Genomic DNA, 12,590 nt, shown 5'->3' with positions numbered 1-12,590 from the left:
ATGTAATTCTTGACCGGTTCTCAAGCCGGTCGCGGGAGTGCACATGACGACCATACCTGCCTTTACAATCGGTGGTTTCACCCGTCCCGAGCTTTATCTCGATCCGAGCGGGCACATCATCCTGGACCCGGTCGCGCAGGCGTTCGTGGACACGTATGGTCTGCAATATCTCTACATCGGCTGCCCTCCCGGCACGCCGTTTCCGCCGATTCCTGGCTTCCTGTCGGCCCCGACGGACACCGATGGCACCGGCAATACCGTCGTCGAAGGCGCCGCGGCCGACACGTCGGTCAATCTCACCGCACATTCGACCAGCCTGATCGGCCTGCCGGTCAGCTATTCGCTGACGTCGGATTCCTCCAGCGGCGGCTTCAAGATCGATTCGCACACCGGCGTCGTGACGATCGCCGATTCCAGCAAGGTCGATTTCGAGAGCTCCGGCGGTGCCTACACCGTCACGGTGCGGGCGACCGACGGTATCTTCGTATCGTCGCAAAGCTTCACCATCGCGGTCACCAATGCTCCGCCGTCGACACCGATCGACAGCTTCACCGGCGATACCGTCGCGGTGAATGAAGGTGCGGCTGCCGGCACCGTGGTCGGCATCAGCGCATTCTCGACCGACGTCAACGGTCCGGCCGTCACCTATTCGCTCAGCGCGGATTCGTCCAACGGCGGCTTCAAGATCGATCCGAACAGCGGCATCGTCACCATCAACGATCCGACCAAGATCGATTTCGAATCCGCGCCGGGCCACGCTTATGTCGTGACTGTCCAGGCCAGCGACGGCCATGGCGGCACCAGCTCGCAGAACTTCACGATCAGCGTCTACGACATCGCGCCGGCGACACCGACCGACGGCAACGCCGCCGCCAACAGCGTGACCGAAGGCGCCGCCGCCGGCACCGCCGTCGGCGTCACCGCGATCGCGCCCGACATCAATGGCGGCACGGTGCATTATGCCCTGACCAACAGCGCGGGCGGCGCGTTCAAGATCGACGCCAACACCGGTGTCATCACGGTCGCCGATCCCACCAAGATCGACTATGAGTCCGCGCCCGGCCACGCCTATACCGTCACGGTGCAGGCCTCCGACGGCACGCTGACCAGCTCGCAGAACTTCACCATCGCGGTCTCCGACGCCGCGCCGTCGACCCCCACCGACAGCAACGGCGCCGCCAACACCGTGGTCGAAGGCGCCGCGGCCGGCACCGTCGTCGGCATCACCGCGGCCGCGACCGACGTCAATGGCGGCGCGGTGACCTGGTCGCTAACCAACAGCGCCGGCGGCGCGTTCGCGATCAATTCGACGACCGGCGTCATCACCGTCGCCGATCCGACCAAGATCAATTTCGAGACCGCGCCCGGCCACGCCTATACCGTGACCGCGCAGGCCTCCGACGGCACCCTGACCAGCTCGCAGAACTTCACCATCGCGGTCACCGACGTCGCGCCGACGACGCCCGTCGACAGCAATGCCACCGCCAATTCAGTGGCGGAAGGCGCCGCCGTGGGCACCACCGTCGGCATCACGGCGTCCGCGACCGACATCAACGGCCCGGCCGTGACCTGGTCGCTGACCAGCGATAGCTCCGGCGGCGGCTTCACCATCAATTCCACCACCGGCGTCATCACGGTCGCCGATTCGACCAAGATCGACTACGAAACCTCGCCCGGCCACGCCTACACGGTGACCGCGCAGGCCTCTGACGGCACGCTGACCAGCTCGCAGAGCTTCACCATCGGCGTCACCAACGTATCGATCACGACGCCGGTCGACACCAATGCCGCGGCCAACACCGTCGCCGAGGGCGCCGCTGCCGGCAGCACGGTCGGCATCACCGCGTCCGCGCTCGATCCGAACGGACCGGCGACCACCTATGCCCTGATCGGCGACTCGTCGCTCGGCGGCTTCACCATCAATGCCAGCACCGGCGTCGTCACGGTCGCCGATCCCACCAAGCTCGACTATGAAACCGCGATCGGCCACGCCCACACCATCACCGTACAGGCCACCAGCGGCGCCGACGTCACCACGCAAAACTTCACGATCGCGCTGACCGACGTCGCGCCGTCGACCCCGGTCGATACCGACGCTACCGCCAATTCGCTGCTCGAAGGCTCCGCTGCCGGCACCACGGTCGGCATCACCGCGGCGGCGACCGACGTCAATGGCCCGGCCGTCACCTGGTCGCTGACCAGCGACACCTCCGGCGGCGGCTTCACCATCAATGCCGCCACCGGTGTCATCACCGTCGCCGATCCCACAAAGATCGACTACGAGAGCGCCGGCGCCGGCCACAGCTACATCGTCACCGCGACGGCCAGCGACGGCACGCTGTCGAGCTCGCAGAACTTCACCATCCACGTCGACGACATCGCACCGTCGATCCCGGTCGACAGCAATGCCACCGCCAATGCGGTGACCGAAGGCGCCGCGGCCGGCACCACCGTCGGCATCACCGCGTCGTCCACCGATATCAACGGCCCCGCCGTCACCTATTCGCTGACCAGTGACACTTCGGGCGGCGGCTTCACCATCAATGCCACCACCGGCGTCATCACTGTCGCCGATCCCACAAAGATCGACTACGAGACCTCCGGCGCAGGCCACAGCTACACCGTCACCGCCCAGGCCAGCGACGGCACGCTCACGAGCACGCAGACCTTCACCATCGCCGTCAACGACGCCGCGCCGTCGGCGCCGGTCGACAGCGACGCCAACACCAACACAGTGGTGGAGGGCGCCGCCGCCGGCTCGACCGTCGGCGTCACCGCGTCCTCGCTCGACGTCAACGGCCCGGCCGTCACCTATGCGCTGATCGGCGATACCTCCGGCGGCGGCTTCACCATCAATGCCGCGACCGGTGTCGTCACCGTCGCCGATCCGACCAAGATCGACTACGAGACGTCCGGGGCTGGACACGCCTACACCGTCACCGTGCAAGCCAGCGACGGCCTGCTCGCGAGCTCGCAGACCTTCACCATTGGCGTCGGCGACGTCGCGCCGTCGACTCCGATCGACACCGATGCCACCGCCAACTCGGTTCTCGAAGGCGCGGCTGCCGGGACCACAGTCGGCATCACCGCGTCCGCGATCGACGTCAACGGTCCGCCCGTCACCTATTCGCTGACCAGCGACACCTCAGGCGGCGGCTTCACCATCAATGCCACCACCGGCGTCATCACCATCGCCGATCCCACCAAGATCGATTTCGAGACCTCCGGGGCTGGCCACAGCTACGCCGTCACCGCGACCGCCAGCGACGGCACCCTCTCGAGCTCGCAGACCTTCACCATCGCCGTCGGCGACGCCGCACCGTCGACCCCGGTCGACGGTGACGCCGCGGCCAACACGATCGCGGAAGGCGCCGCTGCCGGCTCGACCGTCGGCGTCACCGCGTCGTCGTCCGACGTCAACGGTCCGCCCGTGACCTGGTCGCTGATCAGCGACACCTCGGGCGGCGGTTTCACCATCAATGCCGCAACCGGTGTGATCACCGTCGCCGATCCCACGAAGATCGACTACGAAAGCACCGGGCCGGCACACACCTACACCGTCACCGCGCAGGCCAGCGACGGCACCCAGACCAGCTCGCAGACCTTCACCATCGGCGTCACCGACGTCCCACCGTCGGCCCCGGTCGACAGCGACGCCGGCACCAACACGATAGCGGAGGGCGCAGCCAACGGCTCCACCGTCGGCGTCACCGCGTCCGCGACCGACGTCAACGGCCCGGCCGTCACGTATTCGCTGACCGGCGACACCTCCGGCGGCGGCTTCACCATCAATGCGACCACCGGCGTCATCACCGTCGCCGACAGCACCAAGCTCGACTTCGAGACCTCGGGCGGCAGCTACACCGTTACTGCGACGGCCAGCGACGGCTCGCAGACAAGCTCGCAGACCTTCACCATCGCCGTCACCGACGTCGCGCCGTCGACCCCGGTCGACAGCGACGCCGGCGCCAACCAGGTCGCGATCAGTGCGCCGAACGGCACCGCGGTCGGGGTCACCGCGTCCTCGACCGACGTCAACGGCCCGGGCGTGACCTATTCGCTGGTTGGCGATACCTCCGGCGGCGGCTTCACCATCGATGCCAACACCGGCAAGGTGACGGTGGCCGATACGAGCAAGATCCTGCTCGCCGACGCGCACTATGACATCGTCGTCGACGCCAGCGACGGCACGCTGCACAGCCAGCAGACCTTCACGATCGACGTCGTGGTCGACGCGGCCCCGGTCGTGACCGCCGGCCATACGCTGAACTACACCGAGAACCAGGCCGCGACCGCGTTCGATACGGCGATCACCGTCACCGATTCCGACAACGCCAATCTGACCCATGCCACGGTGCAGATCACCGGCGGCTACGTCAACGGCCAGGACATCCTCGCCTTCGCCAACACCGCCACCATCACCGGCTCGTTCAACGCCGCGACCGGCACGCTGACGCTGACCGGCACCGATACGGTCGCCAACTACCAGGCCGCGCTCGCCTCGGTCACCTATTTCAACAACAGCGACAATCCGTCGGGCGCACCGCGCACCGTCACGGTCATCGCCAATGACGGCACGCTCGATAGCTCGCCGGTCACCGGCACCATCAATGTCACGCCGGTCAACGATCCGCCGCACGTCACCGCCGGCCACACGCTGAACTACACCGAGAACCAGGCCGCCACCGCGATCGATCCTGCGATCATCGTGACCGACGTCGACAACACCACGCTGGCGTCGGCGACGGTGCAGATCACCGGCAACTACGCCAACGGCCAGGACGTCCTCGCCTTCGTCAACACGGCGAATATCACCGGCTCGTTCAATGCCGCGACCGGCATGCTGACACTGACCGGCACCGACACGCTCGCCAACTACCAGGCGGCGCTGGCCTCGGTGACCTATCAGAACACCAGCGATAATCCGTCGGGCCTCGCGCGCACCGTCGCCTTCATCGCCAATGACGGCACGACGAACTCCAGCCTCGCCACCGGCACCATCAACGTCACGCCGGTCAATGACCCGCCGGCCACGACCGCCGGCGGCACGCTGAACTACACCGAGAACCAGGCTGCCACCGCGATCGATCCGACCGTCAACGTCAGCGACGTCGACAACACCAACCTCAGCAGCGCGACGGTGCAGATCACCGGCAACTACGCCAACGGCCAGGACATCCTCGGCTTCACCAACCAGAACGGCATCAGCGGCTCGTTCAACGCCGGCACCGGCACGCTGACCTTGACCGGCTCTTCCAGCGTCGCCAACTACAAGGCCGCGCTCGACTCCGTCACCTACTTCAACAACAGCGACAACCCGTCGGGCCTCGACCGCACCGTCAGCTTCACGGTCAGTGACGGCACCGCCAACAGCAACACCTCGACCTCGACCATCCACGTCACGCCGGTCAACGACGCGCCTTCGATCAACGCCACGGGCACGCTGGCCTATACCGAGAACCAGGGCGCTACCGCGATCGCTCCTGCGCTCACGGTGACCGACGTCGACACCGCCACCATCGACCACGCCTCGGTGCAGATCTCCGCCAATTACGTCAGTGGCGAGGACGTGCTCAGCTTCACGACCCAGAACGGCATCACCGGCTCGTTTGACGCCGGAACCGGCACGATGACACTGACGGGTACAGCCACCGTCGCACAATACCAGGCGGCGCTGGCGTCGGTGACCTATACCGACACCAGCGAGAATCCGTCGACTCTGGCGCGCACCGTGACCTTCACGGCCGACGACGGCCAGGCGGCGAACCATCTGAGCGCCGGCTCCAATCACACCATCAACGTCACCTCGGTCGACGACGCGCCCGTCAACAACGGTGTGCCGGCGAACTTCACCCTGATGTCCGGCTTCGGGCATGCCGTGACCGGCCTGTCGATCTCGGACGTCGATGCAGGCTCCTTCACCGACATCACCACCACGTTCACTGCGAGCGCCGGAACCGTGGTTATCGGCAACGGCACCAGCGGCGGGACCGCCGGCATCGCCGGCGGCGCGACCATCACGACCAATGGCACCGGCACCGTGGTGCTGACCGGCTCGCTCGCGCAGATCAACACGACGCTCGGTGCCGCCAACGGCGTCACTTACACGGCAGCCGATAACGCCGGCAACACCACGGCCACGCTGCAGATGGCCACCAACGACCACGGCCACACCGGCACCGGCGGCCCCATCACCGATACCGACACCATCAATGTCGGCGTCATCCCGCAGGTCTGGTTCATCAACCAGGACCAATCGGCGGTGGACGCCACCGCGGTCCGCGGCTCGCAGGCCAATCCGTTCAGCACGGTCGCCGAGTTCAATGCGTCGAGCGGCCCCGGCGTCAACGACTACATTTATGTCAAGGCCGGCACCTACAGCGGCGACGGCATCAACCTCAAGGACGGTCAGACCTTGCTCGGCGACGACCAGGCGCTGTCGTTCGCCAATCCGCTCGGCGGCGCGCCCATCGTCATCGAGGACGCCTCCGGCGCGCGGCCGACCATCAACGTCACCACCGCCGGCGACCAGGGCATCGATCTCGCCCAGAACAACACCATCCACGGCATCAACATCACGACCGCGTCGGGCACCAGCGGCCTCGATGACGGCAACAACTCGGTCGGCAACCTGACCGTCGACCAGATGTCGATCAGCGGCGCCGGCACGGCCGTCGATATCGACCAGGGCGGCGCGCTCAACGTCTCGCTCGGCACGGTGAGCTCGTCGGGCGGCGCCTTCGGCGTCCAGCTCGGCGGCGCCCTGACCGGCAGCTTCTCCGCGACCGGCGGCACGCTGAGCGGCCACACCACCTCGGAGTTCGACGTCAACGGCGGCACCGGCAACATCAGCTATGGCGGCGCTATCGGCGATGGCTCCGGAACGTCGGTCTCGGTCGCCAGCCACACCGGCGGCACGGTTGGTTTCTCCGGCACCATCAACGACGGCGCCGACGCCGGCGGCGGCGTTTCGCTTACCAACAACACCGGCGGCACCGTCAACTTCACCGGCGGCATGACGCTGAACACCGGCGCGTCGAACGGCTTCGTCGCCACCGGCGGCGGCACCGTGAACGTGACGGGGGCAAACAACCATCTCACGACCACAACCGGCACCGCGCTCAACATCAGCAACACCACGATCGGCGCGAGCAACGTCACCTTCCGCGATATCTCCGCCAACGGCGGCGCCAACGGCATCATCCTCGACACGACCGGCTCGTCCGGCGGGTTGCATGTCACCGGCGACGGCTCGACCGCCGGCAGCGGCGGTCACATCCAGAACATGACCGGAGCCGATGGCAGCACGGCAGGTGTCGGCGTCTATCTGAACAACACCAGAGACCTGCAGCTCGCCTATATGCAACTCAACGACTTCCAGAACTACGGCGTGCTCGGCAACGCCGTGAATGGACTGGCGCTGGACCACGTCGTCGTCAACGGCACCAACGGCACCAGTGTCAATGGCCTTGGCGAGGGTGACGTCTATCTGACGGGGTTGACCGGTTCGGCGACAGTTTCGTCCTCGTCCTTTACCGGTGCGGCCTACGATTCATTCCACGTCTTCAACAACAACGGCGAGACCCTCAACCGGATCACGGTCACAGGTTCGACCTTCGCCACCAATACCGCCGGCGGAAACCTGTCGAACGATGCGCTTGTCTTCCAGGCCACCAACGGCACCTTCAATGCGACGGTGCAGGGATCGACTTTCACGTCGGCGCGCGGCGACCTGTTCCAGCTCGATCTGCATGGCGGCGTCTCGTCGGACCTCGTGTTCGGCGGTTCGACCGGGGCTCTCGGCAATACGCTGACCAACAACAACCAGAACATCGTCTCCGGCGGTGGCGGCGTCACCATCAGCTCGGGCGGCGCCGGCGACCACGCAGCGCTGACCTTCAATGTCTCGCACAACACCATGCGTGACGCGCTGGGCACTGCGCTCGGCATCAGCTCCGGCTCGGGCACCGGCTCCTTCAATGGAACGATCGACTCCAACACGATCGGTGTCGCGGGCGTGGCCAACAGCGGGTCGGTGCAAGGCAGTGATATCGGCTTCGTGACGCTGGGCGGCGCACCGTCCAGCGTGACGATCACCAACAACAATTTGTTCCAGTACGGTAACGGTGCGGCGATCCTGGTTCAGACCGGCGACCATACCGATGGCGGCAACTCGCTGCTCACCGCCATCGTCCAGGGCAACACCGTCAGCAATCCCGGCTCGTTCGGAACCAATGGCTTCCTGCTCACCGCGGGTACGGTGGCCGGTGACGCCGCGACGGTCGCGCTCACGCTCGGCGGCCCCGGTGCGCTGGCAAACAATTTCGCCGGCTCCGGCTTCGGAGGCGGCACCGATATCCGTCTGCGCGATCGCTTCGACGTGAAGGTCGGCCTGCACGCGGGCGGCGGCGCGAACTATGCCGGCGGTCCCACCGATGCGGCTGCGATCACGTCCTTCGTGCAAGCCAACAACAACGGATCGCCGACCGTCAGCGTCGTGACCGGAAATGCCGGCACCAGCGGGTTCTTCGGATCACCGCTGCTGGCCGCCGATGGCGGCGTCGCGGCGCTGACGCCGACGGCAGGCGAAACTCATCTCAACCAGACCCAGCTCGATACCATCGTCACGGCGGCGATCGCGCAGTGGGCGCAGGCCGGCGCGACATCGGCCCAACTCGCGGCCATGCATGCCACCACCTTCAGCGTCTCCGACATCGGCGGTGCCGTTGTGGGCGACCAGACGGCGGGGCACATCACCATCGACGACGACGCCGCAGGCCATGGCTGGTTCGTCGATCCGACGCCGGCGGACAACTCGGAATTCACCCACGCGGTGAACGGCTCCAGCACCGATTTCCTCACCGATCCGAGCAATGCCGCGGCCGGTCATCTCGATCTGCTCACCACTGTTAGCCACGAGCTCGGCCACGTGATCGGCCTCCCCGATACGACGTCAGCTTCCGACGTCAACGGCCTGATGCACATCAGTCTCGTCGACGGCGAGCGGCGGCTGCCGAGTGCAGCCGACGTCGCCGACGCCAATGGCGGCAGCTTCTCGTTCGCCGCCATCGGCGCAGGCGCGGCGGCCCCGGCGGGCGCCCAGGCTGCCCTTATGACCGCTACGCCGGCTGCCGGTGATGCCGGTCACGCGTCCGGCGCGCCGGCACCAGCCTGGACCACAAATGTGTCGGACCTTGCCAATTTCGTGTTCGCGCACGCCGATCCGACTCAGCCGATCACCAGCACCTGGATCGTCAATCTGGTGAACCAGGGCTTCGACTTCTCGGGACCGAGCGCCGCCATTGCCCATGCGGCCGCCAATCAGGCGATCGGCACATTGTCCGAGCTGTTCAGCGGTCATGCCGATAGCAATGGCACGTGGATAAAGGGCACCGAAGCTGATCATGCCGACCTCGGCACGATGACGTTCAATCAATTTCTCCAGAGTCATCACGATCTGGTGCTTTGATCGCGCGCCGCACCGGCGAGAACGACGCCTGCCGAATTCGTTCGGCAGGCGTTTTCATTTTCGTTGATGGAATCCGCGCGCGGTCGAAGGCGCTTCGATCGTTAGAGCGCCGCCTTGCTGCGTGTCAGGATATCCGAATCAAGACAAGCGCCGACCGCGTGCAACGCGCCCGTGCAACCGTCGCCCGCAACGTCAAACAACGAGAGATTGAACAAAAAATTGCAAGGCCCGGACAATCGTTGAGGTTGCGCTCACCGCAAAACACGCTATCGTGCGCACCGTTATCGACGCGTCACCGATATCTCGTATTTTTCTCAAATCGTAAGACATACTGGCGGGGCACACATGTCAGAGCCGTTCCTCTCGGAAATCAGGATGATGTCGTTCAACTTCCCGCCGAAGGGCTGGGCGATGTGCAACGGCCAGATCTTGCCTGTCAATCAGAACCAGGCGCTGTTCTCGTTGCTGGGCGATGTTTATGGCGGCAACGGCCAGACGACGTTCGGGCTGCCCAATCTGCAGGGCAGGGTGCCGATTCACACCGGGAGCGGCTTTGAGCTCGGTCAGCACTCCGGCGAGCAGGGCCACACCTTGACGACGGCCGAAATGCCTAAGCATTCCCATCTGGTGAACGTCACCAACTCGAACGGCACCGTTCCGACGAACGCCGGCGGCTGGCTTGGCGCCTTCAACAACGGCTACACCCCGCCGGCCAATCCGACCACCAGCCTGCGGCCCGAGACGATTTCCATCGTCGGTGGCAATCAGGCACACAATAACATGCAGCCTTATTTGACGATCAATTTCAGCATCGCCTTGCAGGGCATCTTTCCTTCGCAGAACTGACGGAGACGCATCGTGGGACAGCCTTACATAGGCGAAATTCGTATGTTCGGCGGCAATTTTGCGCCGGCCGGCTGGTCATTCTGCAACGGGGCGCTGATTGCGATTTCCGAGAACCCGGCCTTATTCCAGTTGATCGGCACCACCTATGGTGGCGACGGTGAGAATACGTTTGCCCTGCCCAATCTGCAGGGACGCGTGCCGATGCACATGGGCGGCGGCTTCCAGATCGGCGAGATCGCCGGCACCGAATCCGTCACCCTCACGACGCAACAGATACCGGGGCACACGCACCCGTTCATCGCTTCGACCAACACCGGCACGTCGAGCAATCCGGGCGGAAACCTGCTCGACCAGACCACGGGTACGACTTTCATGTACATCGACGGTCAGAGCCCTGACGGCGCGATGAATGCCGGGATGGTGTCGCCATCCGGTGGCAGCCAGCCTCACGAAAATCTGCAGCCTTATCTCTGCGTGAGCTTCATCATTTCGCTGTTCGGCGTCTTTCCGAGCCAAAGTTAGGAGCGCGAAACCATGTCCGACCCGTTCGTCGCGGAGATCCGTATCTTTCCGTTCAATTTCGCGCCCAAGGGATGGGCTTTCTGCAACAATCAATTGCTGCCGATCTCGCAGAACACCGCGCTGTTCTCTCTGCTCGGGACGACCTATGGCGGCGACGGCAAGTCGACGTTTGCCCTGCCGGGCATGCAGGGCAACGTGCCGATGTTCTGGGGCCAGCTTCAGGGCGGGAGCATATACGATCTGGGCCAAACCGGCGGCTCATCAACGGTGCAATTGCTGTTGTCCGAACTGCCGTCGCATCCGCACGGCTTCAATGTGGGAACGCAGGACCTCGCCGACGTCGCGGTCCCGAGCAACACCAGAATCCTCGGGCGGTCTGCCGGTGCCTTTGCCTATCTCCCCGGCTCACCGCAGCCTGCCCTGACACAGATGAATGTGAGCGCCATCGCTCCTGTCGGCGGCGACCAGGCACACAACAACATGATGCCGTATCTGACGCTCAGCTTCTGCATCGCCATGCAGGGTATCTTCCCGCCGCGCGGCTAGGCGGAGCATGTCCAACGTTTCGACCGTTGTTGCAGAGGCCGCGCCGTTCGGTTGGGCGCGCGCGGCCGATGCAGGTTTGAGCTTTCGCCCGATCACTGAAGTCGATCTGCCGTTCCTTGCGCGAGTCTACATGTCGACCCGCATGGAAGAACTCAGCGTCCTCGACTGGTCGGACGCGCAGAAGGCTGCGTTTCTGGACCAGCAATTCCGGGCGCAGCATGCGCATTACCAGAGATATTATCCCGAGGCCGACTGGCTGGTGGTGGTTCGTGCCGGCGAGAATATCGGCCGCCTCTATGTCGAACGCTGGCCGAGCCAGATTCGCGTCATCGACATCGCGTTCCTGCTCGACAATCGCGGCAAGGGCCTCGGCGAGGCCGTGCTGCGCGACCTTCTCGACGAAGCCGCCGCATCCGGCAAGGCCGTATCGATCCACGTCGAGAAACTCAATCCAGCGATGCGGCTCTACCGCCGCCTTGGCTTCGTGACCGAGGAAGACAAGGGCGTCTACGACCTGATGCGCTGGAGCGCCGCGCCGGCGTGACGAACGGCGCTATCCGACAGCGTTACGCGAAAGTCGCGTGATAGCCGTTGCCGCCAGCCGTCGGCCCAACCGGCACCAGGAAGATTTCCATCACGCCAAGCACGGGATGCCGCACGGGATAGATCGCTTGCGGCAGCCACGGCCCCTGCGGCGACGTGAACAGCAGCGCGAACGCGCCGCCTTCCCGCCCGCTCTCGCCGGCCGGCCCGACCTCGGCGAGTTTCAAGGGCAGGATGCCTTGCGCGGTCTGCAATTCGAAGACGGCCTCCTGGTGTGGCGCGAAATCGTCGATATGCAGCTTTGCGAGATCCACCGATGATGTCATTGCCGTGCCTTCCCGAGGTGTCGGCAAGCTGTAGCACGCCATCCGCCGCAAGGTGCAAAAAATGATCCGGCGGGCAACTCGGCAAAAGACCCGCCAGGCAGTGTCGCGAGAATGCGAGACGGCGTCCCCATCCCCATCTGTCATCGCCCGGCTCGACCGGGCGATCCAGTACGCCGCGGCCTCTCGGCTCAACAACGACTGTCTCTGGAATACTGGATCACCCGGTCAAGCCGGGTGATGACACCGCGTTGTGTGGCGAGCGATCGTGCAACACACTCGCTGTCGTCCACGCGAAGCAGGGACGACAGCAGAAACGGTGGCCCCGACCTCACCACGCT

At 65.2% G+C, this 12,590-nt stretch carries 6 protein-coding genes; 5 read left to right on the top strand and 1 reads right to left on the bottom strand.

Going from position 1 to position 12,590, the window contains the following annotated elements:
- Nucleotides 1-43 precede the first annotated feature (43 nt).
- From JQ633_RS05010 to JQ633_RS04990, 5 genes are all read left to right on the top strand, one after another.
- A complete protein-coding gene (locus tag JQ633_RS05010; protein WP_211983069.1) occupies nucleotides 44-9,469 on the top strand; it encodes a cadherin repeat domain-containing protein in 9,426 nt (3,141 codons plus the stop codon).
- Nucleotides 9,470-9,847: 378 nt separating this feature from the next.
- Nucleotides 9,848-10,315, top strand: a complete 468-nt coding sequence (locus tag JQ633_RS05005) for a phage tail protein (protein WP_433995628.1) — start codon at nucleotides 9,848-9,850, stop codon at nucleotides 10,313-10,315.
- Between the two features lie 12 nt (nucleotides 10,316-10,327).
- The gene (locus tag JQ633_RS05000; protein WP_211983065.1) at nucleotides 10,328-10,837 is read left to right on the top strand and encodes a phage tail protein; all 510 of its coding nucleotides are present in this window, start codon (nucleotides 10,328-10,330) and stop codon (nucleotides 10,835-10,837) included.
- 12 nt (nucleotides 10,838-10,849) lie between these two features.
- Nucleotides 10,850-11,383 (top strand): phage tail protein, encoded by a 534-nt coding sequence (locus tag JQ633_RS04995; protein WP_211983063.1) that lies wholly within the window; start codon nucleotides 10,850-10,852, stop codon nucleotides 11,381-11,383.
- 7 nt (nucleotides 11,384-11,390) lie between these two features.
- Nucleotides 11,391-11,927 (top strand): GNAT family N-acetyltransferase, encoded by a 537-nt coding sequence (locus JQ633_RS04990; RefSeq protein WP_211983061.1) that lies wholly within the window; start codon nucleotides 11,391-11,393, stop codon nucleotides 11,925-11,927.
- A gap of 22 nt (nucleotides 11,928-11,949) precedes the next feature.
- Here JQ633_RS04990 and JQ633_RS04985 read toward each other — a convergent pair whose 3' ends face one another.
- Complete coding sequence (locus JQ633_RS04985) at nucleotides 11,950-12,252, bottom strand: DUF6916 family protein (RefSeq protein WP_211983059.1); 303 nt, start codon at nucleotides 12,250-12,252, stop codon at nucleotides 11,950-11,952.
- Nucleotides 12,253-12,590 lie beyond the last annotated feature (338 nt).

The sequence above is a fragment of the Bradyrhizobium tropiciagri genome (assembly GCF_018130505.1).
In the GTDB taxonomy this organism is placed as follows: Bacteria; Pseudomonadota; Alphaproteobacteria; order Rhizobiales; family Xanthobacteraceae; genus Bradyrhizobium; species Bradyrhizobium tropiciagri_B.
The sequence above is the reverse complement of the archived record's forward strand: the minus strand, read 5'-3'. Positions and strand labels throughout refer to the sequence as shown.

Coding starts and splice junctions, on each gene's coding strand:
- JQ633_RS05010 (WP_211983069.1), top strand. CDS start 44: ATGACGACCATACCTGCCTTTACAATCGGTGGTTTCACCCGTCCCGAG.
- JQ633_RS05005 (WP_433995628.1), top strand. CDS start 9,848: ATGTCGTTCAACTTCCCGCCGAAGGGCTGGGCGATGTGCAACGGCCAG.
- JQ633_RS04995 (WP_211983063.1), top strand. CDS start 10,850: ATGTCCGACCCGTTCGTCGCGGAGATCCGTATCTTTCCGTTCAATTTC.
- JQ633_RS04990 (WP_211983061.1), top strand. CDS start 11,391: ATGTCCAACGTTTCGACCGTTGTTGCAGAGGCCGCGCCGTTCGGTTGG.
- JQ633_RS04985 (WP_211983059.1), bottom strand. CDS start 12,252: ATGACATCATCGGTGGATCTCGCAAAGCTGCATATCGACGATTTCGCG.